The sequence below is a fragment of the Microbacterium sp. CFBP 13617 genome, assembly GCF_014839445.1.
GTDB lineage: Bacteria > Actinomycetota > Actinomycetes > Actinomycetales > Microbacteriaceae > Microbacterium.
This window is the reverse complement of record NZ_JACYNW010000003.1, coordinates 282977-309697: the sequence shown is the minus strand read 5'-3', so window position 1 is coordinate 309697 and position 26721 is coordinate 282977. Positions and strand designations below refer to the sequence as shown.

Below are 26721 nucleotides of genomic sequence, written 5' to 3'. Positions count from 1 at the left end.
GACCCCGCCGGCGGCGCGAGGCCGACGGGGTCCGTTTCGTGAAGAGGGTGCTCAGCGCACGTCGTCGTCGACCCAGTCCATCGACTTGGTGACGGCCTTCTTCCACAGGCGCAGCTCGCGGTCGCGCTCGTCGGAGTCCATGTCGGGCTCCCAGCGCTTGTCTTCCTGCCAGTTGGCGCGGAGGTCGTCGAGGTTGTTCCAGAAGCCGACGGCGAGGCCCGCGGCGTAGGCGGCACCGAGGGCCGTCGTCTCGGCGACGACGGGACGCACGACCGGCACGCCGAGGATGTCGGCCTGGAACTGCATGAGCTCGTCGTTGGCGGTCATGCCGCCGTCGACCTTGAGCTCGGTCAGGTCGACGCCCGAGTCGGCGTTGACGGCCTCGAGCACCTCGCGGGTCTGGAAGGCCGTGGCCTCGAGGGCCGCGCGGGCGATGTGGCCCTTGTTGACGAAGCGGGTCATGCCGACGATCGCACCGCGGGCATCCGGGCGCCAGTACGGCGCGAACAGACCCGAGAACGCCGGGACGAAGTACACCCCACCGTTGTCGTCGACGGTGCGGGCCAGGGCCTCCACCTCGGGAGCCGAGGAGATGATGCCGAGCTGATCGCGCAGCCACTGGATGAGCGAGCCGGTGACGGCGATCGATCCCTCGAGTGCGTAGTGCGCGGGCTGGTCGCCGAGCTTGTATCCGAGGGTGGTCAGCAGCCCGTTCTTCGAGCGGACGATCTCTTCACCCGTCTGGAAGATGAGGAAGTTACCGGTGCCGTAGGTGTTCTTGCTCTCACCCGGGTCGAAGGCGGCCTGGCCGAAGGTCGCGGCCTGCTGGTCGCCCAGGATGCCGGCGATCGGGGTCTCGCGCAGCAGCGACGAGGACTCGACGGCGCCGTACACCTCGGACGAGGAGCGGATCTCGGGCATCATCGAGCGCGGCACACCGAAGTCGGCGAGGATGTCGTCGCGCCATTCGAGGGTCTCGAGGTCCATGAACAGGGTGCGGCTGGCGTTGGTCACGTCGGTGGCGTGGACGCCGCCGTCGATACCGCCGGTGAGGTTCCACAGCACCCAGGTGTCGGTGGTGCCGAACACGAGGTCGCCGGCTTCGGCCTTCTCGCGGGCTCCGTCGACGTTCTCGAGGATCCAGACGATCTTCGTGCCCGAGAAGTACGTCGCCAGGGGAAGACCGACGACGCTCTTGTAGCGCTCCGGGTCGCCGTCGGCGAGACGGTCGACGATCGACTGCGTGCGGGTGTCCTGCCACACGATGGCGTTGTAGACGGGCTTGCCGGTGTTCTTGTCCCAGACCACCGCGGTCTCGCGCTGGTTGGTGATGCCGACGGCGGCGATGTCGTGGCGGGTGATGTCGGCGCGGCTGAGGGCCAGGCCGATCACCTCCTGGGTGTTGCGCCAGATCTCGAGGGGGTCGTGCTCGACCCATCCCGCGCGCGGGAAGATCTGCTCGTGCTCCTTCTGCCCGACGGAGACGACGCTCCCGGACTTGTCGAAGATCATCGCGCGCGTTGAGGTCGTGCCCTGGTCGATGGCGAGGACGTAGTCGGCCATGGAAGGACTCCTTTGTCTAGTTCAGTGTGAGGAAGGGGTGAAGACGGGTGCGGGGGCGACGCGCAGTCGAGGGGCGAGTCGCCCCCGCGGGAGTGTCAGTTGCCGAGGCTGAGCAGCACGGGGGCCAGCAGACCCGCGAGCAGACCACCGACGAGGGGACCGGCGACCGGCACCCAGGCGTAGCCCCAGTCGCTGGAACCCTTGCCCTTGATGGGAAGGATCGCGTGCGCGATGCGGGGGCCGAGGTCACGGGCCGGGTTGATGGCGTAACCGGTGGGACCACCGAGCGAGGCGCCGATGCCGACCACGAGCAGGGCGACGGGAACGGCCGCGAGACCGCCGATGCCACCCGGAACGCCGATGTCGGCCACGCCGTAGTCACCGAAGCCGAAGATCACGAAGACCAGGACGAAGGTGGCGATGACCTCGGTGAGGAAGTTGAAGCCGTACGAACGGATCGCGGGGCCGGTCGAGAACACGCCCAGCTTGGCGGCCGGGTCGGGCTCGTCGTCGAAGTGCTGCTTGTAGGACGCCCACGCGAGCACGGCGCCGATGATGGCACCGACCAGCTGCGCGGCCACGGCCACGAGGAACTGGACGAAGGCGATCTTGCCGGCCACGAGGAGGCCGATCGAGACGGCCGGGTTCAGCTGCGCACCGGAGTACGCCGAGACGATGACACCGGCGAAGACCGCCAGGCCCCATCCCCAGTTGACCATCAGGGTGCCGCCGGCGTTGCCCTTGGTCTTGGCCAGGGCCACGTTGGCGACCACGCCACAGCCCAGCAGGATGAGCATCGCGGTGCCGACCACCTCCGAGAGGAAGTACAGCCCCAAGTTGACTTCTTGCATGTCGTCATCGACCTTTCTTCTGTCACCCGGACAACTTCGGCACGGGTGGTGTTATGCGGCTCGGTGCTCCGAACCTACGGCGAGCGTGCGGGCGCGCAACAGGCGGCGCGCCCGCACGTTCTCTCAGATTCGCGCGACGCCGGCCGACGCCAGGTCGACGCGGTGGGCGGAGCGCAGGATCTCGGTCGTACGGTTCACTTCTTCGTCGACACGGGCGGAGTCCCAACCGAGGGGCTCCGCGATCGTCTCGGCGACCTCTCGCAGCGTGCGCTCGGTCATCCCGCCCACGAAGGCGAGGTGGGTGCGGCGCAGCAGCACGTCGATCAGGTGCACGACCTGCTCGTTCTGGGCGATCCAGACCAGCTCTTCGCGGTAGTAACCGGCCGCGTCCGCCAGGGCGGTGGGCTCGGCGGGGAGAACCGCGAGGATCGCGTCGGCGCGCGTGCCGTACCGCTCGAGCATGGCATCCACGAGCTCGGCCGAGTGCGCATTCGTGCGCGTGGCGATCCAGCGGCGCCGCTGCTCGGGGGTCGAGGGGAAGCCCGCGCCGCCGCCGATGGGCAGGCCCTGCGTGCTGATGCGGTGCGGACGACGCAGCTTCTGCAGCGTTTTCATGCTCAAGTGCTCGGCCAGCGCGCGGAACGTGGTCCACTTGCCGCCGACGAGGCTCATCGAGGGGACACCGGCGACCTCGTCTTCGACGATGCGGTAGTCGCGCGACACGAAGCCGGGCGCGGTGTCGTCGTGGCGGGGGAGCGGACGGATACCCGAGAAGGTGTACACGATCTGCGAGCGGTCGACGGCGACGCGGGGGAACACATGGCCGATCAGGTCGAAGAAGTAGGCGATCTCGTCGTCGGTGCACACGACCGGCTTCGACGGGTCGGCGTCGATGTCGGTCGTGCCGACGAGGACGCGGTCCTTGAGCGGGTAGATGAGCACGATGCGGCCGTCGGAGTGCTCGAAGAAGATCTCGCGCCCACCGGTCGCCGCGAACAGCTCCGGGTTGTCGAGCACGATGTGCGAGCCCTTGGTGCCGCCCATGAACTGCGTCGTGAGCCCCATGGCGGAGTTCGCGAGGTCGGTCCAGGGGCCGGCGGTGTTGAGCACGACCTTCGCCTTGACCGAGAACTCCTCGCCCGAGACCTCGTCGCGCACGCGAACGCCGTTCGCGTCGGCGCCGACGGCCGAGACGTAGTTGACGGCCTGGGTGCGACCGGCGCCGGCTTCGATGCCATCGCGCAGCACGTCGAGCGCGATGCGCTCGGGGTCGTGCATCGAGGCATCGAAGTACGTGGCCGTGTAGGCCAGGTCGGGGTTGAGCTGGGGGAGCTCGGTCAGCGACTTCTTCTTGCCGAGGAACTTGTGGCGGGGAACGGAGCCACCGTCGCGCGAGAAGGTGTCGTACATGATGAGGCCGACCTTGATCAGCAGCGCACCACGCTCGTTGGGCTTTCCGCGGCCGTGGGTGACGAGCAGGCGGAAGGGCGCCGACAGGATGCCGGAGAACGTCTTGTAGATCGGGATCGTCGTCTCGAGCGGCTTGACGTAGTGGGGCGCGGTCTTGAGCAGGTCGTTGCGCTCGGTCACGGCCTCTTTGACGAGGCGGAACTCGCCGTTCTCGAGGTAACGGATACCGCCGTGCACCATGTGGCTCGACGCCGACGAGGCGCCCGACACGAAGTCGCCGCGCTCGACGAGGGCGACGCTGACGCCCTGCAGGGCGAGATCGCGGAGGGTGGCGAGGCCGTTGATGCCCCCGCCGATGATGAGGACGTCGAGGTTCTCGGCGTCGCGGAGCGCCTGGACGTCGGCGCGGAGCTGTGTTGCGGGGGACGACATGTCGACTGCGACCTTTCGTTGTTGGTACGAAAGTCACAATGCGCCTGTCTGCACGTTGTTGCAAGCCCCTTGAACAAACGTGCACAATGGTGTTCATGGGAACGCAACCATGGTGACGCAGGCGGAAGAGCGGTCCCGTGACGCACTGCGCGCGGCGCAGCTGTACTACATGCAGGACCTGACGATGGACGCCATCGCGCACGAGATGCGCGTGTCACGCTCGTCGGTGTCGCGCCTGCTCCAGCACGCCCGCGACGTGGGTCTCGTCACGATCTCGATCAGCCCGCCCGACGACGCCCGGGGCCAGATGGCACAGCGCATCGCCGATCGATTCGGCATCACCGCGCACGTCGTGCCGACCCCGGCCCGCACCTCCGAGGCTGAGCGCCTGGAGCGCACGGCGCTGACCGCGGCGCGCATCCTCGCCGAGCGGGTGGAGTCGTCGATGACCGTCGGCGTCGCCTGGGGGTCGACCCTCTCGGCCGTCGCCCGTCACGTGCCGTTGAAAGACGTGCATGACACCCACATCGTGCAGATGAACGGAGCCGCGAACGTGCGCACCTCCGGCATCCCGTACGCCGGCGAGATCCTGTCGAAGTTCGGCACCGCCTGGTCGTCGTCGGTGCACCAATTCCCGGTGCCCGCGCTGTTCGACGACCCGCGCACCAAGCAGGCGATGTGGCGGGAGCGCTCGGTGCGCTCCGTGCTCGAGATCCAGCAGCGCGTCGGCCTGTTCGTCTTCGGACTCGGCTCGCCGCACGCCGACGTGCCCTCGCACGTCTACAGCGGCGACTACTTCGACGAGCGCGACCGCGCCGTCATCGAACGCGAGGGCATCGTGGGGGACTGCGCGACGGTGTTCTACCGCGCCGACGGCTCGAGCGACGTCCCCGAACTGAACGCGCGCTCCAGCGGGCCCGACCTCGACACGGTCCGGCGCATTCCGCGCCGCTTCTGCGTCGTGTCGAGCCTCTCGAAGCTCGATGGCCTGCGCGGGGCCCTCGCCGCCGGTCTGATCACCGAGCTCGTCGTCGAGGAGTCGCTGGCGCGCCGCCTGCTGAGCGTGACCCGCTGACCCGCCTCGGTCAGCGCTCGCCGAAGCCCTCGTCGATCAGGGCGCGGAGCTCGTCGAGGGCCTGACGGGCCTGCGGGCCACTCGCGCTCACCCGCACCCGTGCACCCTGCCGGACGCCGAGCGCCATGAGGGCGAGGAGGCTCCGCGCCGACACTTCGTCGGAGCCCGCGTCGAGGTCGGCGATACGCACCTCGGCGTCGTACCGCGACGCCGCCTTGACGAACGTGGCCGCCGGGCGCGCGTGCAGGCCCGACGGGTTGACGACCACCGTCTCGAACGAGATCGCGTTCCGGTCGTCAGCGGGTTCCGAGGCCGGGGAGTCGGTGCCGTGCGCCGTCGGTTCGTCGTCGTGATCCGCGGATGCCGTGGCCTCGTCCTCGCCGAGCTGACGCTGCTTCGCCGCGCCCGCGCCCCGTACCTCGGCGGCCACGGCGTCGAGATCGGCGCCGCCGGCCGCGGTGACCACCGCGGCCACGAGCCCCTCGACGAACGGCGCGGAGCTCAGCCTCACCCGGTCGGGCGCGGCGACGAACTCGAGGGCGGTCTCGGCGCTGAGGATCGCGGAACCGAGGTCCATCAGCACGAGCACCCCGTCGCCGGAGTCGGCGTCGTCGATCGCGGCGGCGATGGCGACGGCATCCGTGCCCAGATCGCCGTCCGGACCGCCCGCGGCCACGCGCACCCCGGGCGGCTGCTCGCCGCCCATCTGCAGGGCCAGGTGCACGGCGGCATCGGCCAGCGCCCGGCTGTGCGAGACCGCGACGATCCCGATCACTCGGCCGCCGCCAACGTGTCGCGCAGGGCCTCGAGCAGCATCGTCGCCGAGGTCGCCCCGGGGTCGAGGTGGCCGGCGCTGCGCTCGCCGAGGTAGCTCGCGCGGCCCTTGCGGGCCACGAGCGGCTCGGTCGCGTCGCGACCGCGGGCCGCCGCCTCGGCCGCGGCCCGCGCGGCGGCGGCGGGTGTCGCCCCGGCGGCCGCGGCGGTGTCCCAGGCGTCCACGGCGGGCCAGAGCGCGTCGATCATCGTCTTGTCGCCGAGCTCGGCCTTGCCCCGGGCGACGACCCCCTCGACGCCGGCGCGCAGGGCGGCGCCGAGGGTGGTGGCATCCACCTCTCCCTCGCTCAGCGCGGGCCCCATGCGCAGGAAGAGGGTGCCGTACAGCGGACCGCTCGCGCCGCCGACCGACGAGACGAGCGTCATTCCGACGGTCTTGAAGAGGTCGGTCGGGTTGGCGGGAACGGGGTCGAGCCGCGCGACGACGGCATCGAGACCGCGCGCCATGTTCGAGCCGTGATCGGCGTCGCCGATGGCCGAGTCGAGCTGCGTCAGCTCGTCTTTGTGCTGCTGGACGGTGTCGCGGAACGCCCGGATCCACGACACGAGGTCGTCGACCGCGACGGTGCCGCTCATGCGCCCCACCGCAGGCCCGGGGTCACGACCGGCGCATCCCAGAGGCGCAGCATCTCGTCGTCGGCCTTCACGACGGTGAGCGAGGCGCCGGCCATGTCGAGACTCGTGATGTAGTCGCCGATGAGGACCCGCTGCACCTCGACGCCGGCCGCGGCCAGCAGCGGAGCGATCTCGCCGTAGAGCAGGTACTGCTCGATGAGGGGCGTTGCGCCCAGACCCGACAGCAGCACGATCGCGGGTCCCACCGGCTCGCCGAAGTCGTGGACGATCGGGTCGACCAGGAGGGCGGCGATCTCGTGCGCGGATGCCAGCTTCACGCGCGAGCGGCCCGGTTCGCCGTGGATGCCGACTCCGACCTCCATCTCGTCGTCGGGCAGCTCGAACGTGGGGCGACCGGCGGCGGGCACCGTGCAACTCGTGAGGGCGACGCCCATCGAACGCCCGGCGGCGGCGACACGTCGGGCGAGATCGGCCACGGCGGCGAGGTCGGCGCCTTCTTCGGCCCGTGCCCCGACGATCTTCTCGAGGATGACGGTGGTGCCGGTCCCGCGGCGTCCGGCTGTCCAGGTCGAATCCTGCACGGCCACGTCGTCGGCGACGAGGACCGACTCGACCTCGACGCCCTCGGCGGCGGCGAGCTCGGCCGCCATCTCGAAGTTCAGCACGTCGCCGGTGTAGTTCTTCACGATGTGCAGCACGCCGGCTCCCGCATCGACCGCCTGCGTGGCGGCGAGGACCTGGTCGGGGGTGGGGGAGGTGAAGACCTCGCCCGCGGCGGCGGCGTCGAGCATGCCCTGCCCGACGAACCCGCCGTGCATCGGCTCGTGACCGGACCCTCCGCCCGACACCAGCGCCACCTTGCCCGCGCGCGTGGGTTCCGCCCGCAGGATCACCCGGTTCTCGGCATCCACCCGAACCTCGGGGTGCGCGGCCTGGATCCCTCGCAGAGCTTCGGCCAGAACGTCGGCCGGGTCGTTCACGAACTTCTTCACGGGTGCCTCCTCGTCGTGGCGTCGACGGCTCGGGGCCGTCACTCCCGACCCTGCTCGCCGTGCGTCGCCGCGTCAAGCGGCAAAGGCTCAGAGGCGCTCGTGCGGCAAGACCTGCTTGATGCGCTCGAGGGGGTTCTGGGCCGGAGCCTCGTTGTACGCGTTCGCGAGCTGCTGCTCGCTGAGCGCGTGGATCGCGGCCATGATCTCGTCGGTCGCGAGTCGACGGGCGCGGCCCGAGGACGCGGGGCCGTGCGGGGAGAGGTCGAGGGGCGTGCCGAAGCGCACCGTGATGCGCTCCTGGGTCGTCGGGATCTTCGCGCCCACGGGCATGACCTTGTCGGTGCCGATGAGACCGACCGGAACGACGGGGGCCCCGGTCTGGAGCGCGAGGAACGCGACCCCCGTGCGCCCCTTGTACAACCGGCCGTCGAGAGACCGCGTGCCCTCGGGGTACAGGGCCACCGCGCGGCCGTCGTCGAGCAGGGCGCGTTGCTGATCGAGCGCGTCGAGGGCCTTCTGACCGGCGCCGCGCTCGACGGGGATGGCGCCGATGGCGGTGAAGAACTGCCGCGAGGCCCACTTCTCGAAGTACGACGACTTCGCCATGAAGTGCACGGGGCGGGGAGCCGCGACCGGAATGGCGATCGAGTCGATGAACGACAGGTGGTTGCTGGCGAAGATCACCGGGCCCGTGCGCGGCACGTTCTCACGGCCCTCGATGCGCGGGCGGTACACGGCCCGCGCCAGCGGGGCGATCAGGAATCGGCCGAGGCCGTAGGCCGCACCCATCTGCTGCGGCGCGGCGGCGGGGGTCTCGGCGGCGTCGGAACTCACCCGTCGAGGTTACTCGCCGCCGCATGCCGGGTCGCGCATGCCCGCCCGCGTGTGCGCACCCGCGTCTACGTGCCCGGGCGCGACGGTGTGCGCGCGGGGACTCCCAGGATCGACAAAGCCGGGTGCGCCAGGATGGACGTTCCCCGTTCTTCTCGAGAGGTCTCCCGTGCGCTTCCGCCCGATCGCTTCCCTGTCCGTCGCCGCCGCCGCGGTGCTGCTGCTGGCCGGATGCACCGGTTCGCCCGATCAGGCGCAGACCCCGGATGCCAGTGCGACCCCGGATGCCGGAGCGTGCCAGACCCCGTTCACCGGCGAGGTCCCCGCCGGGCTCGAGGTGTCGGGTGACTTCCAGGGCCCCGTCACCGTCACGCGTCCCGACGGCTTCACGCCGACCGACGTGCAGCGCACCACCCTCATCGAGGGCTCGGGCGCCGAGATCGCCCCCGGCGACATCGTCAAGGCGAACTACACCGTGATCGACGCCGCCAGCGGCGCGGTCGCGCTCGACTCCCTGACGACCGATCCCGCGGGCATGGACATGGTCGTCAACGCGCAGCAGATCTTCGGCGCGGCCCTGTCGTGCGTGCCGATCGGCTCGCGCACGGTGTCGACCTTCCCCGCCGGCCTTCTCGGCGACGGGTCGCCGGCCTACGTGCTCGTGGCCGACGCCATCGAAGAGCTGCCCACGCGCGCCACCGGCACCGAGGTCCCGCCCGTCGACGGCATGCCCACGGTCACGCTGGCCGACAACGGCGCTCCCACCATCACCGTGCCGACCACGCCCGCTCCCACCGAGACGCGCATCGAGAACCTGCGCCGAGGCGACGGCGACGTGGTCAACCCCGGCGACCAGGTGATCGTGCAGTACACCGGCGTGCTCTACGACGGCGGTACCGTGTTCGACTCCAGCTGGGACAAGGGCATGCCCACCGAGTTCCCGACCACGGGTGTCGTCGCGGGCTTCCGGCAGGCACTCGAGGGCCAGACGGTCGGCTCGCAGGTGCTCGCCGTCATCCCTCCCGCCGACGGCTACGGCGACCAGGAGCAGGGAGCGATCCCGGCGAACTCGACCCTCGTCTTCGTGGTCGACATCCTCGGCGTCCAGCACGCTCCCGCAGCCGCTCAGTAGGCTGACGGGATGCGCCGCGTCCTCATCCTCGGTTCCACCGGTTCGATCGGCACGCAGGCGCTCGACGTCATCCGTGCCAACGCCGACCGCTTCGAGGTCGTCGGCCTCGCCGCCGGCACCGACCGCGCCGGCCTGCACGCGCAGGCCGAGGAGTTCGGCGTGGAGCATACGGCGCTCGGCGCGACCGACGCCGAGCAGCTCGTCCGCGACGTCGAGGCCGACGTGGTGCTCAACGGCATCACCGGCTCGGTCGGCCTCGGCCCCACGATCGCCGCGCTCGAAGAGGGCCGCACCCTCGCCCTCGCCAACAAGGAGTCGTTGATCGTCGGCGGTTCGCTCGTCACCGCGCTCGCCGCACCGGGCCAGATCGTGCCGGTCGACTCCGAGCACTCCGCGATCGCGCAGGCGCTGCGCTCCGGTGAGGCGCACGAGGTGCGCCGGCTGGTGCTCACGGCATCCGGAGGTCCGTTCCGCGGGCGCTCGCGGGCCCAGCTCGCCGACGTCACCCCCGCCGAGGCGCTCGCGCACCCCACCTGGGACATGGGCCGCGTGGTCACCACCAACTCCGCCACCCTGGTCAACAAGGGCCTCGAGGTCATCGAAGCGCACCTGCTGTTCGACGTGCCCTACGACCGCATCGACGTCACGGTGCACCCGCAGTCGATCGTGCACTCGATGGTGGAGTTCGTGGACGGCTCCACGATCGCCCAGGCGTCGCCGCCCGACATGCGACTGCCCATCTCGCTCGGGCTCGACTGGCCGCACCGCGTCGCCGGCGTCGGCGCTCCCCTGGATTGGACGCGCGCGTCGCAGTGGACCTTCGAGCCCCTCGACGAGGAGGCCTTCGGCTCGGTCGCCCTGGCCAAGCGCGTCGGACGCGCGGGGGCGACCTACCCCGCCGTGTTCAACGCCGCCAACGAGCAGGCCGTCGACGCGTTCCACGAGGGGCGGCTGAGCTTCCTGGACATCGTCGACCTCATTGAGCGCGTGGTCGACCAGCACGAGCCGCCGTCGACGCTCACGCGGGAGTCGCTGGCCGAGGCCGAGGCCTGGGCACGCCGCACGGCCGACGAGATCATCGCCGCGCGCTGACGACGGCTCGCGGGTGCCCGCTCCCGCGGGGCTTCGCGCGCGGGGTGGCAGCGCCGTCCTCACGCGCCGGGCGGCGTCGGCCCGCGGATCCGCGGGACGGGCGGGCGTCAGGCCGGGAAGTCGACCGGGCGTTCGGGATCCGACGACGGCGTCCGGTCGGCGGGGTACGGGACGGGCCACTGCGGATCCGGCACGGCCCAGCCGGCCGCGCGCAGCGCGCGGCGCGAGAGCTCACGCGCCGAGTACGGGGTGCGAACGCCCCGGATGTCGCGGTAATCCTGGTGGCCGGGGCCGGCCCACAGGATGGCGTCGCCCTCGCCGACGAGCTTCACGGCCTCGAGGATCGCGCGCTCGGGCGGGGTGAACTCGTGGACCTCGGCGTCGGGACGGGCACGGCGTGCGCCCTCGACGAGCACCGTGCGAATGGCATCCGGGTTCTCGTGACGGGGGTGGTGGTCGGTGACGATGAGCACGTCGCTGCCCAGGACGGCGGTGCGGCCCATGTCGAGACGCTTGGTCGCGTCGCGATCGCCGTCGGCGCCGAAGACCATGACGACTTTTCCGGGCGTCACGCGGCGGACCGCCGCGAGGGTCTTCTCGAACGCGTCGGGGGAGTGCCCGAAGTCGACGTAGACCGCGGGTCCCTCGGGGCCCGAGACGAGCTGCGTGCGGCCGGGGAGCGAGGCCTCGATGCGCTCGCCGTCGAGGGTGCTGAACAGGTGCTCCCACGTGTAGCCGGTCTCGAGCAGCATGACGATCGCCAGACCCGCGTTGGCGGCCATGTGCCGGCCGATCACCGGCACGACGGTGGTGAGCGAGCGGCCCGCGCGATCGCGCAGCGTGAACTCGGTACCCTCCTGACGCTCGTCGACGATCTCGACGACCCAGTCGGCGTGTTCCGCCGCGGCGGCGTCGTCGGCGATGGCCGGTGTCGCGATGGTCACGACCGGGATCTCGGCGCGGGCCGCGATCTCGGCACCCGAGGCGGAGTCGAGGCAGACGACCCCCCGTCGTGCGCGGTCGGGACGGAACAGCGGGAGCTTGGCCTCGAAGTACTCGCGCATGTCGGCGTAGTCGTCGAGGTGGTCGTGGGTGAGGTTGGTGAAGCCGGCGACGTCGAAGACCAGACCGTCGACGCGGTGCCGGGTGAGCGCCTGCGCGCTGACCTCGACTGCGACGGCCTGCACGCCGCGCTCGCGCATGAGGGCGAGCAGGGCGTGGAACTCCGAGGCCTCGGGAGTCGTCAACCGCGACACGATGACGTCGCCCGCGATGTGACGCTCGGCCGTCGACGACAGACCCGTGACGACCCCGAGCTGCCCCAGGATCCCCTCGAGCAGGTGCGACACGCTCGTCTTGCCGTTCGTGCCGGTCGTGGCGAGCAACTGGGGGAGCTCGTCGTCGGGACCGGTGCCGTAGACCCAGGCCGACAGGTCGCCCAGCAGGGCGCGGGGATCGTCGACCACGACGATCGGAAGACCCGCGGGGCCTGCGATCTCGGCGCCGTCGGCATCGGTGATCACCGCGACCGCACCGCGCTCGGCGGCGGTCGCGCTGAACTCGGCACCGTGGCGGTTGACTCCGCGGATCGCGACGAAGGCCTCGCCCGCGCGCAGATCGGCGGTGGCCAGCGTGATGCCGGTGAGGGTCGTGCCGTCGACGTCGCCGGAGCTGCGCACGCCGAAGCGGCGGGCGAGTTCCGCGAGGTCGCGGCGGGGCGGACGCTCCGGCCGGAGCACGGGCGGGAGGTTCGAGGGCGCGTGGGTCGGCATCTCGTCCATTGTCGCATCCGGTGTCGCACAGACACCGCATCGCGGCCGCACGGGCGGTTCAAAGGGATGCGGCGGTATCGTCGGCGGGTGACTGCGATCGCGTTCCTCCTCGGCGTCATCGTGCTCGTGCTCGGCCTGGCCGTCTCGATCGCGTTGCACGAGGTCGGGCACCTGGTGCCCGCCAAGCTCTTCGGCGTGCGCGTCGGGCAGTACATGATCGGCCTGGGGCCCACGCTCTGGTCGAAGCGCATCGGCGAGACCGAGTACGGCGTCAAGGCCCTGCCGCTCGGCGGGTACATCTCGATGGCGGGCATGTATCCGCCCGCCCCCGACGAGGACGAGCCCGGCACCCGCCGGTCGCGCTTCTTCGCCACGATGGTGCAGGACGCCCGCGACGCCAACGCCGAGACGCTCGTCGCCGCCGACGATCGCGTCTTCTACAAGCTCCCGGTCTGGAAGCGCGTGATCGTCATGCTCGGCGGCCCGCTGATGAACCTCGTGCTCGCCGTTGTGCTGTTCTCGATCGCGCTGAGCGGCATCGGCGTGCAGCAGGGCACCACCACCGTCGCGTCGGTCTCGCAGTGCGTGATCCCGGCGAGCCAGCAGCGCGACGCGTGCACGTCGGCCGATCCCGTCGCCCCCGCCGCCGCCGCGGGCATCGAGCCGGGCGACACGATCGTGTCGATCGACGGGACGCCGGTGGCGACGTTCGCCGACGCCGCGGCGATCATCCAGCGCTCGCCGGGCACGCCGCTCTCGGTCGTCATCGAACGCGATGGGGCGCAGCAGACCGTGCAGTTCACCCCGCAGACCACCGATCGCGCCGTCACCGACGCCCAGGGTCGCCCGGTCGTCGACGCGTCGGGTGCCCCCGAGTTCGAGACCGTCGGCTTCGCCGGCGTGACCGCGCAGCAGTCCCTCGTGCCGCAGCCCCTGTGGAGCGGTCCCCAGGCGACGATCACCCAGATCGAGGCGGTCGGCCGGATCGTGGCGACCCTGCCCGTGCGCATCTACGACACCGCGGTCGACACCCTCACCGGTCAGCCCCGGGACCCCACCAGCCCCATGAGCGTGGTGGGTGCGGGCCGCCTCGCGGGCGACATCGCCGCGGTGGACGCGCCGATCCTCGACCGAGTGCAGTCGATCATCGCCCTCCTGGCGGGTCTGAACGTCGCTCTCTTCGTCTTCAACCTCATCCCGCTGCTGCCGCTCGACGGCGGCCACATCGTCGTCGCCCTCTGGGACGGTCTGAAGAAAGTCCTCGCGCGCGCTCGCGGGCGCATCGCCAAGCCGGTCGACGCGACCCGCCTGGTGCCGGTGACCTTCGTGGTGGTGATCCTGCTCGTCGGGATGGGCGGCGTGCTGTTCCTCGCCGACATCTTCAACCCGGTGAAGCTGCTCTAGGCGGACGCGGCGCTCTCGTCGCCGGCGCAGTGCTCCGGCACATCGACGCGGCCGCACCCGGAACGGGGGCGGCCGCTGTCGCTCATGCAGGAGGCGTGCCGTTCGCCTCCGGCCTCAGAGCACGTGGGCGATGAGACGCTCCAGCGTGCGCATGCCGTCGCGCGACAGGATCGACTCGAGGTGACCCTGCACCGAGGCGTAGCCCGGGCCGCGGAGCGCGTAGACGTCGCCCGTCTCGGCATCCGCCGCGACGTCGGTGACGGTCTGCGTCGTGCCGCCCGCGGAGCCGACGGCGAGGCCGCGCTGCGTGTCTCCGGCAGCCACCCGCGCCGTGAACGTGTTGTAGAACCCGATCGAGGCGGACTCGCCGAACAGCTCGACACTCTTCTGCAGGCCCTGGTGCGGCCGGGCGAGGGGTTCGAGGTCGATCCCCAGCGAGTCGGCGAGGATCTGGTGGCTCAGGCACACCGCCAGCAACGGCGTCGATGCGGCGCGGCGGCGTCCGACGACGTGGCGCATCGCGCTCATGCGCGGGCTGTCGTCGCGCGGGTCGCCGGGGCCGGGGCCCGAGACCACCAGGTCGGCGGCGTCGAGGTCGTCGTCGGAGACCCCGGACCAGTGCACGATACGGGTGTCGAGACCCAGGTGGCGCAGCTGGTGCGCGAGCATCGTGGTGAAGCGGTCCTCGGCGTCGACGACGAGCGCCGTGCGGCCCGCGAAGGGACCGGAGCCGTCGGGATCCTGCGGGTTCATCCAGAACGGTGCGAGGCGGTCGTTGCGGGATGCCAGCAGCTCGGCGATCGCGGGATCCTCGCCGAGGGGACGGCGCGGGGCCGCCGGTGCGTCGGGATCGGCGTCGGCGGGAGCGGCGGGCGTCGTGTCGCGGGGGATCGCGCCGATCGCGCCGAGCACGCCAGCGGCCTTGCCGTGGGTCTCGCCGACCTCGCCGTACGGGTCGGAGTGGCGCACGAGCGTCGCACCGACCGGCACGCGCAGCCGCCCGTCGACCAGATAGGCCGTGCGGATGAGGATGGGCGCGTCGAGATCGTGCGTGGGTCCCTCGGTGGCGCCGTTGGGTGTGAAGAGGGCGGCGACCCCGGAGTAGTAGCCGCGGGGGGTCGTCTCGTGGCGCGCGATCACCGTGCACGCGTTCTGCATGGGCGAGCCGGTGACGGTGGGCGCGAACATCGTCTCGCGCAGGATGTCGCGCGGGTCGAGGTCGCTGCGCCCGCGCAGCATGTACTCGGTGTGCGTCAGGCGCGACATCTCTTTGAGGTGGGGACCGGTGATGCGTCCGCCGTCGCTGCAGACGGCGCTCATCATCTTCAACTCCTCGTCGACGACCATGAAGAGCTCTTCGGTCTCTTTGGTCGAGCGCAGGAACTCCGCGAGGGTCTCGGCCGTCGCCCCGCCCGCCGGGTGGCGGAAGGTGCCCGAGATGGGGTTCATCGTGACGATGCCGCCCTGGGCGCTGACGTGCGCCTCGGGGCTCGCGCCCACGGCGATGTGCCCGTCGGTGACGACGGCAAAGGTCCAGTAGGCGCCCTTCTCGTGCTCGAGCAGCGCGCGGAACCAGGTGAGCGCGGCGATCCGCGGGTCGACGTCGACCCCGGCGACGAAGTCGCGACGGATGACGAAGTTGGCACCCTCGCCGCGGCCGATCTCATCGGCGATGACCTCGCGCACGATGTCGGCGTAGTCCTCGTCGGTGATGTCGAAGCCGGCGTCGTGCAGGGGGATCGCGGTCGTCGGCAGGGATGCCAGTACCTCGGCGCGGGGGAGCGAGACGCGCTGGTCGATGACGAGGCATCGCAGCGGCGCGCCGTCGTCGTGGCAGACGAAGCCGCGCTCGCGCACCTGGCGGTACGGCACGAGCGCGAGCACTTCGCGGGGTGTGCCGGCGTCGTCGACGAGCGGCACGTCGGCCAGCAGGTCGACGTCGACGACGTCGCCCGTGAGGACTTCGACCGTGACGCCGTCACGGGCGATCACGGCGAAGGGAGCAGAACCTGCGGCGAGGTCGAGGAGCAGGGAGGAGGGGTCGGGCCCGGTCATCGAGATAACTTCCGTCTGTGAGCGAGGGTCCAAAGCGGCCGCCGAAAACACGAAGACCGCCCGGGTTCCCCAGGGGGAGGGCGGTCTGTTGCATGCGAGCGCACCGCCTAGACGGTGTGCCACCAGGATGTGTGCGCGCGCATGGCGCCGAACCTACCACAGGGCACCTTCAGCCCCCGTCCGGGTACCACGGCGTAGGCTGAGTCCGTGCCTGCAGTGAACATCGGGATGCCCCGCGTGCCGGAGGTCCTCGCGCCTCGTCGCAAGACCCGCCAGATCAAGGTGGGCAAGGTGCTCGTGGGCGGTGACGCCCCCGTGAGCGTGCAGTCGATGTGCACGACTCCCACCACCAACATCAACGCCACCCTTCAGCAGATCGCCGAGCTCACGGCATCCGGCTGCGAGATCGTGCGCGTGGCCGTGCCGTCGCAAGACGACGCCGACGTGCTGCACATCATCGCCAAGAAGAGCCAGATCCCGGTCATCGCCGACATCCACTTCCAGCCGAAGTACGTCTTCCAGGCGATCGACGCCGGCTGCGGCGCGGTGCGCGTGAACCCGGGCAACATCCGCAAGTTCGACGACCAGGTCGGCGCGATCGCGAAGGCGGCCAAGGCCGCGAACGTGTCGCTGCGCATCGGCGTCAACGCCGGGTCGCTCGACCGCCGCCTGCTCGAGAAGTACGGCAAGGCCACGCCCGAGGCGCTCGTCGAGAGCGCCGTGTGGGAGGCCTCGCTGTTCGAGGAGCACGACTTCCACGACTTCAAGATCTCGGTCAAGCACAACGACCCCATCGTCATGGTGAAGGCCTACCGACTGCTCGCCGAGCGGGGCGACTGGCCCCTGCACCTCGGCGTCACCGAGGCGGGCCCCGCGTTCCAGGGCACGATCAAGAGCGCCACGGCCTTCGGCATCCTGCTGTCGGAGGGCATCGGCGACACGATCCGCGTCTCGCTCTCGGCCCCGCCCGCCGAAGAGGTCAAGGTCGGCCACCAGATCCTGCAGTCGCTGAACCTCCGCGAGCGCAAGCTCGAGATCGTCTCGTGCCCCTCGTGCGGCCGTGCGCAGGTCGACGTCTACACGCTCGCCGACGACGTCACCGAGGGCCTCAAGGACATGACCGTGCCGCTGCGCGTGGCCGTCATGGGCTGCGTCGTCAACGGCCCCGGTGAGGCGCGCGACGCCGACCTGGGCGTCGCTTCCGGCAACGGTAAGGGCCAGATCTTCGTGAAGGGCGAGGTCGTGAAGACCGTCCCCGAGTCCGAGATCGTGGCGACCCTCATCGCCGAGGCCAACCGCCTCGCCGCCGAGATGGGCCCCGACGCCGCCACCGGTACCGCGCAGGTCATCACGGCCTGACGCGGCGCTCACCCGGCCGCCGCGCGCAACGGCGTCGCCGGCGCGCTGTGGGGTTCCGCTAGCGTCGGCATCGTCATGACCGAGAATCCCGCCGCCTCCCTCACCCGTCCGCTCATCGCCGGGGTGGTCACCGCCCTCGTCGGCTTCACCAGCACCTTCGCGGTCGTCCTCACCGGTCTTCGGGCCGTCGGGGCGACGGCGGAGCAGGCGGCCAGCGGACTGCTCGCCATCACCCTCGTCGTCGGTGTCGGGTGCATCGTTCTCGCGGGGCGCTACCGCATTCCGATCACCGTCGCGTGGTCGACCCCCGGCGTCGCACTGCTCGCCGCCACCGGCGCGGTCGACGGCGGATGGCCAGCGGTGGTGGGCGGCTTCCTCGTGTCGGCGGCGCTCATCCTCTGCACGGCGCTGTTCCCCCCGCTCGGGGCCCTGATCGCCCGCATTCCCGCCTCGATCGCGCAGGCGATGCTGGCCGGCGTGCTGCTGCCGCTGTGCGTGGCCCCGTTCCTCGGCCTGATCCAGGACCCGTGGGGCGTGGCGCCGGTGCTGATCGTCTGGCTCGTGGCCTCGCGTCTGCTGCCCCGCTGGGCCGTGCCGCTGGCCTTCCTGGCCGCCATCGTCGTGGTCGCCGTGGAGCTGGCGCGCACCGGCGTCGACGCGGATGCCGCGACCCTGCTGCCGCGGCTGGAGTTCACCGTCCCCACGCTCACCGTCGGATCGGTGGTGGGCATCGCGCTGCCGCTGTTCGTGGTGACCATGGCGTCGCAGAACGTCCCCGGCGTCGCCGTGATGCGCAGCCTCGGCTACACGATCCCGTGGCGCCCCGCGATGCTGGTCACCGGCCTCGGATCGGCCGCCGCGGCGGGCTTCGGCGGACACGCGATGAACCTGGGGGCCATCAGCGCGGCGATCGCCGCCGGCCCCGACTCCCACCCCGACCCGAAGAAGCGCTGGGTGGCGGGCGTCTCGGCGGGCAGCACCTATCTCGTGCTGGGCGCGCTGTCGGCGGCCTTTGCCGCGATCGTGCTGCTGGCCCCGGCAGGCGTCATCCCGGCGGTGGCGGGCGTCGCGCTGTTCGGCGCCTTCGGCTCGGCGGTGCAGCAGGCCATCGATGATCCCGGCGAGCGGCTCCCCGCCGTGGTGACGTTCCTGGTCGCGGCATCCGGGATCGCGGTGTTCGGGGTGAGCGCGGCCTTCTGGGCGCTCGTGGCGGGCCTCGTCACGCGCGCGGTGCTGCACTTGGGGCGCCGCGCCGGCTGAGCCCGGGGGCTGCGCGCGGCCTCAGTGCAGGGTGCCGGCCGACACGGCGAGATCCGTCGGCACGTCGATCGCGGCGCGCACCGCGCTCTCGAGCGCGCGCACGATGTCGGCCAGCGGGAGCGACGGGGCGCCGACGGGGGCGTCCTCGCTCGCGTACGGGACGTGCACGAACCCCGCGCGCGCCCCCGGCGTCGACGCCGTCGCGTGCAGGGCGGCGAACATCACCTGGTTGCACACGAACGTGCCCGCCGAGTACGACACCGCGGCGGGAATGCCGGCCTCGCCCATCGCCGCCGCCATCGCCTTGACCGGGACGGTCGCGAAGTACGCCGCGGGCGCGCCCTCGACGATCGGGCGGTCGACGGGCTGGGCGCCGTCGTTGTCGGGGATGCGGGCATCGGCCAGGTTGATGGCCACGCGCTCCGGGGTGACCTGCGTGCGACCGCCGGCGAGTCCCGTGGCGATCACCACGTCGGGTCGATACCGGTCGATGAGGGCCCGCAGCTGCGCGTCCGCCCGGTCGAAGGTGACCGGCAGCACCTCGACGATCAGCTCCTCGGGGCCGCTCCAGCCCGCCGAGACGGCGCGCACCGCATCACCGGAGGGGTTGGTGGCGTCACCGGCGAACGGCTCGAAGCCCGTGAGAAGCACCGTGGTCATCGTTCCAGGCTACGGCGCGGGGGCTGCGTCGACGATGCCCGCGGCGCGGGCGCCGCACACCCGGCATCCGGCGCGCCCGTCGACGCCGATCGGCGATGTCGTTACCGATTCGACATCGAAAACATTCCCCGCGAGGGAACCGATGGGCGGGATGTGGACACTACTGAGTGTGGATGACGACGACGCCGGGCTCTGGTCCCGGGTATGCCGAGGGGACGAGCTCGCGCTCGCCGCGCTGTTCGATCGGCACGAAGCGCGGCTGTTCCGCCACGCCACGAGACTGCTCACGCACCGCGAGGACGCGAAGGATGCCGTGACGGTGGCGTTCTTCGAACTCTGGCGCAAACGCGCGTCGGTGCGTCTGGTCGACGGGTCTCCGCTGCCGTGGCTGCTGACGGCGGTGGCGCACTGCGCACGCAACCTCGAGCGCTCGGGGAGGCGGTACCGCACCCTGCTCGAGCGTGTGCCCGCGGCACCGCCCGTTCCGGCGCCCGACGTCGACGACGGCGCCGTGCTGGGCGCCCTGAAACGGCTCCCCGAACGGGAGCAGGCCGTCGTCGTGCTGGCGGTGCTCGAGGGCTACGCCGAACGCGAGGTGGCCCAAGCCCTCGGCATCCCCGCGGGAACGGTCAAGTCGCGTCTCGCCCGCGCGAAGGCGAAGATGCGCGACGACCTCGCGCCGGAAGGAGCACGGGCATGAACGACGAGCTGACGCCCGATGAGCGAGCGGCGATGCGCGCACGCATCCTCGGCGGTGCGCGGGGGATCACCCCGACGGGCGCCCACCGGGGCACCTGGATCGCGGGATCGGTGGCGGCGGCTCTGATCGTCGCGATCGCCGGGGGAGTGGCGGCGACGTCGACGCTGAGCGCGCCCGAGATCGCGACCTCGCCGTCGCCGAACGCGACCGCGCCGACGCCCCGCTTCACCGCGACGCCGACGCCCACCCTGAGCCCGACCGCTCCCTCGCCGACCCCGACCGCGCCGGCTCTGGCTTTCGGCGGCGACTGTTCGACCGTCTTCGACGACAGCACGGTCTCGGCTAACGCGGGCGTGGAGATGCGGCTGTCGCGGGAGCCGATCGTGTGGGATGCGAGGTGGCTCGGCGGGATCTCGTGCCAGTGGCGCGCCCAGGACCCGGCCGAATGGCAGGTGGTGAACCTCACCGTTCTGCCGTGGTCCGTCGTGCCGGACGAGGTCCGGTCGCGGGTCGGCGCGGCACCCGTCTGCGACGGGGGTGGGCCCTGCGACTACTCGGAGCGGTTCGGCGACGCGTGGGTGGTCGTCGGTTCCGACGACGGCGCCACCGCGGTACGTGCGGTCGCGGAGGCGGGTGCGCGCGCAGCCGTGTCGCCGGGGACCGAGCGGCCCCTCTCGCCCGGCGCGTGGCGCCTCGCCGACTGCGGCGAGCAGCTTGAGGGGGCGGTGGAGGGGGCACTCGGGCGTGACGATCTCGGACCGCTCGGAACCGATAACGTGCCGCAAGGTCAGGCCTGGGAGGTTCTCACGGCCCGGGGCGCGGCATCCTGGTGCACGTTCGTCCCGGTCTCGTACGACGAGACGAATCCTCCCAGCCTGCGGGTCAGCCTCGCCGCGGGTGCGCGATCCGATCCGGGCGAGGGGGAGCAGTCGGGCGGCAGCCCCGTCGAGGTCGGCGGAGCGCAGACAGCCTGGTGGATGCCCGCAGCAGACGGCAACGGCGGGCGCCTTCTCGCGAACGCCGCCGGAGGGGTCGTCGACGTCAGCGGCGAGAATCTGTCGAGGGAACAGCTGCGAGCTGTGACCGCGGCGATCATCTCCGCTCTCGGCTGAGCTCTCGGCATCCACCTCCCACCCGCCGCGACGGCACGCACCGCATCGCCGGAGGGGTTGGTGGACGACGACGCCGGGCTCTGGCCCCGGGTATGCCGAGGCGACGAGCTCGCGCTCGCCGCGCTGTTCGATCGGCACGAGGCACGGTGTTCGGGATGAGCGCGGCCTTCCGGGCGCTCGTGGCGAGTCTCGTCACACGCGCGGTGCTGCACGTGGGGCGCCGCTGACGGGCGGGGCGTCGGCGGATGCCGTGCTCCCACTCGGTGGGAGAGACCAGTGACCAGGTCTGGTTGACCAAGCTCGCACGGCGGTGAGAGGATTCCGGCATGAAGACCTCCCACGTGAAGGTGCAGTACGCCAAAACGCATCTCTCGGCTCTCATCGCCTCGGTGCAGCGCGGTGACGAGGTCGTCATCGCGCGCGGCGACACGCCGGCGGCGAAGCTCGTCGCCGTCGATGCTCCGTCCCGTCGAGAACTCGGGTTCGTCGCTTACCAGGTGCCTCCCGGCTTCGCCGATGCGCTCCCCGACGACGAGCTCGCCGCATGGGAAGACGGGGCGTGAGGTTTCTTCTCGACACGCACACTCTGTTGTGGGCGTTGACCGCTCCCGAGCGACTCGGACCGCAGTCGTCGTCGGTGATCGCCGATCCGGCATCCCGACTGACTGTCTCGGCGGTGTCGGCCTGGGAGATCGCCACAAAGAACCGGATCGGAAAGCTACCCCAGGCGGACGCGCTCGTGGGCGGCTACGAACGTCATCTCGACCGCCTCGGCGTCGAACGGCTTGCCATCGACGAGACGCACGCGCTTCTCGCGGGTTCGATGCGGTGGGACCATCGCGACCCCTTCGACCGGATGCTCGCGGCGCAGGCGATGGTCGAGTCGCTGACGCTCATCACCGACGACGCCGCCTTCGCCGGTCTCGCCGGGTTGGCGGTGCTCTGGTGATGCGTCTCGGCTGACCCCTCTTCCTCTCGACGCATCGTCGCACGGGCGCGGGTCGCGCGGAGTGACGGTGGTGGCCGCCATGGGCTCCGCGGCGCGTCTTCGGATGGCCGGGGGTTGAGCCGTTACCCGACTCCGATCGTCGCCCCGCACGTGCGCCGGCTCCTCGCCACCGACACAGGCACGTTCTACGCAGTGATCGGGACCGTCTCGAAATGGTGGAGAGTCAGAGGGTGCGTGAGGAACCTGTCTTCTTCTGGGAACGTCACAGGATCCGATTGCCACCTCTCACCGGCATAGTTCACAAGTGCCGCCTCGTCGGACCAGACGCTCAGATATTGCACCCGGAGTGGATCGCCTCGATCGATGAGAACCTCATGGCGAACAAGGCCTCGGTAGCGCTGGGGAAATTCGGCCACCATGTTCACCAGGAGCGTCAGGAACTCCGCTTGCAGCCCCGCATGAAGGCGGGCCTCCGACACACGAACGATCATGTCGATCACGGTAGCTGCCGCTCCTCGTGGCCGCCGTCGAGTACCTGCCAACGATGCTGCCCAGGACTGACAGCCCGATCCGACTCAGCGCCGGCGCGCGGTAATCGTAGGTCTCCGCACGGGGCGACACCGCCGCCGGGCTCTGCACGGCCGGTGACGGACACTGCACCGCCCGTACGGGCCGTGTCGCTCGCTCAGCGGCGCGCATCGCGCTGCGCGATGGCGGCGGTTCGGTCGAGCCACGCGCGACGCTCTGCGTCGTCGGACCTGCGCACCGACGGGAAGTGCGTCGTCCGCACCGAACGGATGCCGCAGAAGCGCAACGTCTGATTACGGACCTGTCGGAGGGTCGGGTCTCCCGTGTACGCGAGGAACCATCGCGGAGAGTCGCTGGTGAGCAGGAGTCGCCCGGTGCGGGCGTTCAGCAAGCCCTGCGGCACGCCGTTCGCCCCGTAGCGATAGGTGCGCTGCGGGAGGAGAACGCGATCGAAGAAGCCCTTCAGCAGTGCGGGGGTGGAGGCCCACCACACCGGCGTCGCGACGACGACGTGCGACGCGGCCAGCAACGCGTCGAGGGCGTCGGCAAGGTCGGGCTCCAGGTCTTGCCTCTGCCGGTATCCCCGCTGGAGGACCGGGTCGAAGTCGAGGTCGCGCACGGCGAGGAGCCGCGCGTCGCCGTGCGCGTCGGCGTAACGCCGAGCGAGGGCGGAGGTGAGCGAGTCGGCGGAAGGGTGTCCGTCGAGGACGAGCGCGGTCATGGGTCTCCTAATGTGGACAGTGTCCAGAATCTGGACGATATCAACATAGCTAGAATCTTGCCCGTGTCAACATCGTCGAAATACCACCACGGCGATCTCGGCCCCGCTTTGCTCGTCGCTGCGGACGAACTCCTCGCCGAGAGCGGTGTCGGCGTCTTGAGCCTCCGTGAAGTCGCGCGGCGCGCGGGGGTCAGCCACAACGCGCCCTACCACCACTTCGCCGACCGACGTGCGCTCCTCAAGCGCCTGTCGGAGCGCCATATGGCGCAGCTCCTCGAAGGCCAACGACGCGCCGTCGCCGAGGTGACGCCCGGAGCGCCGGCCATTCGCGCCATCGCCAGCGCGTACGTCGACTACGCCGTCGCTCACCCGCAAGGCTTCGCGCTGGTCTTCGACCCCGAGATCTGCATCCCTGGTGCACCGTCCGCCGAGATGGCCCCGCTCATCCGTGCAAATGAGGACCTCATCGCCCAGGCGATCGTCGCCGTCGATCCGACTCTGAGCGGAGAGCGTCTGGAGGCCACGGTCGCGGGCGCCTGGTCGCTCGCTCACGGCATGGCGACCCTCGTCGTCGCCGGCCACCTGCCGCAGGACGCCGTCGTATCCGGCCTCGATGCGCTCGTCGCTTTCGTCCGACAGATGCCCACGGCGTGAGCGAGCCGCGGCATCCGCCGCCCTAGACTCGACTCTCGTGGTGACCCGTCTGTCGAACTTCTTCCTCCGCACGCTCCGTGAAGACCCCTCCGATGCCGAGGTGGCCAGCCACCGCCTGCTCGTGCGGGCCGGCTACATCCGCCGTAACGCGCCGGGCATCTTCGCCTGGCTGCCGCTGGGCCTGAAGGTCAAGGCCAAGATCGAGGCGGTCGTGCGCGAAGAGATGGCGAACGCCGGTGCCTTCGAGGTGCACTTCCCGGCGCTCCTGCCCCGCGATCCGTACGAGCAGACCGGTCGATGGGAGGAGTACGGCGACGCGCTGTTCCGCCTGCAGGACCGCAAGGGCGCCGACTACCTGCTCGCTCCCACGCACGAAGAGATGTTCACCCTGCTGGTGAAGGACCTGTACTCGTCGTACAAGGACCTGCCGCTGACGCTCTACCAGATCCAGGACAAGTACCGCGACGAGGCGCGCCCCCGCGCCGGCCTGCTGCGCGGCCGCGAGTTCACGATGAAGGACGCGTACTCGTTCGACGCGACCGACGCCGGACTCGACGTCTCGTACCAGGCGCAGCGCGACGCCTACGAGCGCATCTTCACGCGCCTGGGCCTCGAGTACGTCATCGTCGCCGCCGACGCCGGTGCCATGGGCGGCTCGAAGTCAGAGGAGTTCCTGCACCCGACCCCCATCGGCGAAGACACCTTCGTGCGCTCCGCCGGGGGCTACGCGGCCAACGTCGAGGCGTTCACCACGGTCGTGCCCGAGGCGCTGCCGATCGAGGGCCGCCCGGATGCCGTGATCTTCGACTCCCCGAACACCCCCACCATCGCGACCCTCGTCGACCACAGCAACGCCCACCTCGACGCGCCCGCCCCCGGTATCGCCGGCCCGGCGACCGACGGGGCCACCGAGTGGACCGCCGCCCACACGCTGAAGAACGTCGTGATGGCCCTCACCCACCTCGACGGCACGCGCGAGCTCGTCGTCGTGGGTCTTCCCGGCGACCGCGACGTCGACGACAAGCGCGTCGAGGTCGCCTTCGCGCCCGCCGAGGTCGAAGCCGCGACCGAAGCCGACTTCGCCAAGCACCCCCTGCTGGTCAAGGGCTACATCGGCCCCTGGTCGCCGACGGGCGCCGTGCTGGGCGAGGAATCGGCCACCGGCATCCGGTACGTCCTCGACCCGCGCGTCGTCGACGGCACCGCGTGGATCACCGGCGCCAACGTCGACCAGAAGCACGTGCACTCGCTCGTCGCCGGCCGCGACTTCGTCGGCGACGGCTTCGTCGAGGTGTCGACCGTGCGCCCCGGAGACCCCGCTCCCGACGGCTCGGGCCCCGTGGAGCTCGCGCGCGGCATGGAGATCGGTCACGTCTTCCAGCTCGGTCGCAAGTACGCCGAGGCCCTGGGCCTGAAGGTGCTCGATGAGAACGGCAAGCTCGCCACGGTCACGATGGGCTCGTACGGCATCGGCGTCACCCGCATCCTCGCGATCATCGCCGAGCTCAACAACGACGCGAAGGGCCTGATCTGGCCCGAGTCGGTCGCCCCGTTCGACGTGCACGTCGTCGCCACCGGTCGCGACGCGGCGGCGTTCGAGCTCGCCGAGTCGGTCGCCGCCCAGCTCGAGGCTGCGGGGCGCGACGTGCTCTACGACGACCGCCCCAAGGTCTCGCCCGGCGTCAAGTTCGGCGACGCCGAGCTCGTCGGCATCCCGCGCATCCTCATCGTCGGCCGTGGCGCCGCCGAGGGCCAGGTCGAGCTGTGGGACCGCCGCACGGGCGAGCGCGAGACGCTCGCGGTCGCCGACGCGGTGGCGGCGCTCACCCGCTGATCGATGTGCCGGAACGGCACCCCGCCGACGCGAAGTCGACCGGGGTGCCGTTCCGCCTTTGACCGACCCGGTAGGTGCGCGCGCCGGTAGCGTGGATGCCATGATCGCCGCCCCCCGCCTGTCGCTGTCCGACGGCTCCACGATCCCGCAGCTCGGCATCGGCACCTACAAGGTGCCCGCCGACGTCACCGCCGACCTGGTCGCCGGCGCGCTCGCCGCGGGCTACCGTCACGTCGACACGGCCGCGCTCTACGGCAACGAGACCGAGGTCGGCGAGGGACTGCGCGCGTCGGGCCTCGACCGCGACGACCTGTTCGTCACGACCAAGGTGTGGAACGACGACCAGGGGTTCGATGAGACGCTGCGCGCGTTCGACGCCAGCAGCGCACGGCTGGGCCTCGACCGGGTCGACCTGTACCTGATCCACTGGCCCATCCCCAGCGCGGACCGCTACGTCGACACCTGGCGCGCCCTGCTGCGCCTGCGCGACGAGGGCCGGGCCACCTCGATCGGCGTCAGCAACTTCGCCATCCCGCACCTCGAGCGGCTGCGCGATGAGACGGGCGTGCTCCCCGCGGTGAACCAGGTCGAGCTGCACCCGCGCTTCCCGCAGAACGACCTCGTCGACTGGGACTCCGCGCACGGCATCGTCACCGAGTCGTGGGCGCCGCTGGCGCGCGGCGGGCTGCTCGACGAGCCCGTGCTCAGGCGGATCGCCGAGCGCTACGGCAAGACTCCGGCCCAGGTCGTCGTCCGCTGGCACCTCGACCGCGGCCTGGTCGTGTTCCCCAAGTCGGTGTCGCTCGCGCGTCTGCGCGAGAACGGCGACGTCTTCGACTTCACCCTCGACGCCGACGACCACGCGGCGATCGCCACGCTCGACACGGGGGAGCGCACCGGGCGCGACCCCGCGCTGGACTGACGC

The 26721-nt window shown here is 71.2% G+C and carries 25 protein-coding genes; 13 read left to right on the top strand and 12 right to left on the bottom strand.

Features of this window, described 5'->3' with window-relative positions; all coding sequences use genetic code 11:
- Positions 1-51 precede the first annotated feature (51 nt).
- The 3 genes from glpK to IFU40_RS09955 all read right to left on the bottom strand — a co-directional run bounded on the left by glpK (position 52) and on the right by IFU40_RS09955 (position 4256).
- Positions 52-1563, bottom strand: a complete 1512-nt coding sequence (glpK, locus tag IFU40_RS09965) for a glycerol kinase GlpK (protein ID WP_055834891.1) — start codon at positions 1561-1563, stop codon at positions 52-54.
- 95 nt (positions 1564-1658) lie between these two features.
- A complete protein-coding gene (locus IFU40_RS09960) occupies positions 1659-2414 on the bottom strand; it encodes an MIP/aquaporin family protein (protein WP_055834894.1) in 756 nt (251 codons plus the stop codon).
- A gap of 123 nt (positions 2415-2537) precedes the next feature.
- Complete coding sequence (locus IFU40_RS09955; protein ID WP_191926221.1) at positions 2538-4256, bottom strand: glycerol-3-phosphate dehydrogenase/oxidase; 1719 nt, start codon at positions 4254-4256, stop codon at positions 2538-2540.
- A 109-nt stretch (positions 4257-4365) separates the two neighbouring features.
- Here IFU40_RS09955 and IFU40_RS09950 point away from each other — a divergent pair, with 109 nt between their 5' ends.
- Entirely contained in the window at positions 4366-5331 is a 966-nt protein-coding gene (locus IFU40_RS09950; RefSeq protein WP_055834901.1) for a sugar-binding transcriptional regulator, read from the top strand.
- 10 nt (positions 5332-5341) lie between these two features.
- On the opposite strand, the gene dhaM is transcribed toward IFU40_RS09950, so the two are convergent.
- The 4 genes from dhaM to IFU40_RS09930 all read right to left on the bottom strand — a co-directional run bounded on the left by dhaM (position 5342) and on the right by IFU40_RS09930 (position 8522).
- Positions 5342-6106: a dihydroxyacetone kinase phosphoryl donor subunit DhaM gene (dhaM, locus tag IFU40_RS09945; protein ID WP_191926220.1), complete on the bottom strand. Its 765-nt coding sequence runs from the start codon at positions 6104-6106 to the stop codon at positions 5342-5344.
- The gene (gene dhaL, locus IFU40_RS09940) at positions 6103-6741 is read right to left on the bottom strand and encodes a dihydroxyacetone kinase subunit DhaL (protein ID WP_191926219.1); all 639 of its coding nucleotides are present in this window, start codon (positions 6739-6741) and stop codon (positions 6103-6105) included. The genes dhaM and dhaL overlap by 4 nt, the downstream gene beginning before the upstream one ends.
- Complete coding sequence (gene dhaK, locus IFU40_RS09935) at positions 6738-7733, bottom strand: dihydroxyacetone kinase subunit DhaK (RefSeq protein WP_191926218.1); 996 nt, start codon at positions 7731-7733, stop codon at positions 6738-6740. Before dhaK ends, dhaL begins: the two co-directional genes overlap by 4 nt.
- A gap of 87 nt (positions 7734-7820) precedes the next feature.
- Positions 7821-8522 carry a lysophospholipid acyltransferase family protein gene (locus IFU40_RS09930; protein ID WP_194717045.1) on the bottom strand — a complete coding sequence of 234 codons (702 nt, stop codon included), beginning with the start codon at positions 8520-8522 and terminating at the stop codon, positions 7821-7823.
- Positions 8523-8733: 211 nt separating this feature from the next.
- Here IFU40_RS09930 and IFU40_RS17195 point away from each other — a divergent pair, with 211 nt between their 5' ends.
- Entirely contained in the window at positions 8734-9696 is a 963-nt protein-coding gene (locus IFU40_RS17195; protein ID WP_191926217.1) for an FKBP-type peptidyl-prolyl cis-trans isomerase, read from the top strand.
- Between the two features lie 9 nt (positions 9697-9705).
- Positions 9706-10788, top strand: a complete 1083-nt coding sequence (gene dxr / locus IFU40_RS09920; protein WP_191926216.1) for a 1-deoxy-D-xylulose-5-phosphate reductoisomerase — start codon at positions 9706-9708, stop codon at positions 10786-10788.
- A gap of 107 nt (positions 10789-10895) precedes the next feature.
- On the opposite strand, the gene IFU40_RS09915 is transcribed toward dxr, so the two are convergent.
- Positions 10896-12560: a Mur ligase family protein gene (locus tag IFU40_RS09915; RefSeq protein WP_191926215.1), complete on the bottom strand. Its 1665-nt coding sequence runs from the start codon at positions 12558-12560 to the stop codon at positions 10896-10898.
- 87 nt (positions 12561-12647) lie between these two features.
- On the opposite strand from IFU40_RS09915, the gene IFU40_RS09910 reads away from it, so the two are divergent.
- Positions 12648-13964, top strand: a complete 1317-nt coding sequence (locus tag IFU40_RS09910) for a M50 family metallopeptidase (RefSeq protein WP_070408274.1) — start codon at positions 12648-12650, stop codon at positions 13962-13964.
- A 114-nt stretch (positions 13965-14078) separates the two neighbouring features.
- On the opposite strand, the gene IFU40_RS09905 is transcribed toward IFU40_RS09910, so the two are convergent.
- Positions 14079-16019 carry an anthranilate synthase family protein gene (locus IFU40_RS09905; protein WP_191926214.1) on the bottom strand — a complete coding sequence of 647 codons (1941 nt, stop codon included), beginning with the start codon at positions 16017-16019 and terminating at the stop codon, positions 14079-14081.
- Between the two features lie 207 nt (positions 16020-16226).
- Here IFU40_RS09905 and ispG point away from each other — a divergent pair, with 207 nt between their 5' ends.
- Together ispG and IFU40_RS09895 are read left to right on the top strand one after the other, a co-directional pair.
- Positions 16227-17378, top strand: a complete 1152-nt coding sequence (gene ispG / locus IFU40_RS09900) for a flavodoxin-dependent (E)-4-hydroxy-3-methylbut-2-enyl-diphosphate synthase (RefSeq protein WP_191926213.1) — start codon at positions 16227-16229, stop codon at positions 17376-17378.
- 75 nt (positions 17379-17453) lie between these two features.
- Positions 17454-18638, top strand: coding sequence for a benzoate/H(+) symporter BenE family transporter (locus tag IFU40_RS09895; protein ID WP_191926212.1), 1185 nt, complete (start codon positions 17454-17456; stop codon positions 18636-18638).
- Between the two features lie 21 nt (positions 18639-18659).
- Here the strand turns inward: IFU40_RS09895 and pcp are convergent, their stop codons facing one another.
- Positions 18660-19298, bottom strand: coding sequence for a pyroglutamyl-peptidase I (pcp, locus tag IFU40_RS09890; protein WP_070408271.1), 639 nt, complete (start codon positions 19296-19298; stop codon positions 18660-18662).
- Between the two features lie 169 nt (positions 19299-19467).
- Between pcp and IFU40_RS09885 the strand changes: the two genes are divergently transcribed.
- The 4 genes from IFU40_RS09885 (at position 19468) to IFU40_RS09870 (ending at position 22059) form a co-directional block, all read left to right on the top strand.
- Entirely contained in the window at positions 19468-19998 is a 531-nt protein-coding gene (locus IFU40_RS09885; protein ID WP_191926211.1) for a sigma-70 family RNA polymerase sigma factor, read from the top strand.
- Complete coding sequence (locus IFU40_RS09880) at positions 19995-21110, top strand: hypothetical protein (RefSeq protein WP_191926210.1); 1116 nt, start codon at positions 19995-19997, stop codon at positions 21108-21110. The genes IFU40_RS09885 and IFU40_RS09880 overlap by 4 nt, the downstream gene beginning before the upstream one ends.
- 326 nt (positions 21111-21436) lie before the next feature.
- Positions 21437-21673, top strand: coding sequence for a type II toxin-antitoxin system Phd/YefM family antitoxin (locus IFU40_RS09875; RefSeq protein WP_070408268.1), 237 nt, complete (start codon positions 21437-21439; stop codon positions 21671-21673).
- Entirely contained in the window at positions 21670-22059 is a 390-nt protein-coding gene (locus tag IFU40_RS09870; protein WP_342343511.1) for a type II toxin-antitoxin system VapC family toxin, read from the top strand. Before IFU40_RS09875 ends, IFU40_RS09870 begins: the two co-directional genes overlap by 4 nt.
- Before the next feature lie 185 nt (positions 22060-22244).
- Here IFU40_RS09870 and IFU40_RS09865 read toward each other — a convergent pair whose 3' ends face one another.
- Positions 22245-22550 carry an antibiotic biosynthesis monooxygenase gene (locus IFU40_RS09865; protein WP_249404189.1) on the bottom strand — a complete coding sequence of 102 codons (306 nt, stop codon included), beginning with the start codon at positions 22548-22550 and terminating at the stop codon, positions 22245-22247.
- Between the two features lie 194 nt (positions 22551-22744).
- Positions 22745-23308 carry an NAD(P)H-dependent oxidoreductase gene (locus IFU40_RS09860; protein ID WP_191926207.1) on the bottom strand — a complete coding sequence of 188 codons (564 nt, stop codon included), beginning with the start codon at positions 23306-23308 and terminating at the stop codon, positions 22745-22747.
- 63 nt (positions 23309-23371) lie between these two features.
- Here IFU40_RS09860 and IFU40_RS09855 point away from each other — a divergent pair, with 63 nt between their 5' ends.
- The 3 genes from IFU40_RS09855 to IFU40_RS09845 all read left to right on the top strand — a co-directional run bounded on the left by IFU40_RS09855 (position 23372) and on the right by IFU40_RS09845 (position 26718).
- Positions 23372-23962, top strand: coding sequence for a TetR/AcrR family transcriptional regulator (locus tag IFU40_RS09855; RefSeq protein ID WP_070408265.1), 591 nt, complete (start codon positions 23372-23374; stop codon positions 23960-23962).
- Between the two features lie 37 nt (positions 23963-23999).
- The gene (locus tag IFU40_RS09850) at positions 24000-25796 is read left to right on the top strand and encodes a proline--tRNA ligase (protein WP_191926206.1); all 1797 of its coding nucleotides are present in this window, start codon (positions 24000-24002) and stop codon (positions 25794-25796) included.
- Positions 25797-25896: 100 nt separating this feature from the next.
- Complete coding sequence (locus IFU40_RS09845; protein ID WP_191926205.1) at positions 25897-26718, top strand: aldo/keto reductase; 822 nt, start codon at positions 25897-25899, stop codon at positions 26716-26718.
- The last annotated feature ends 3 nt before the right edge of the window (positions 26719-26721 follow it).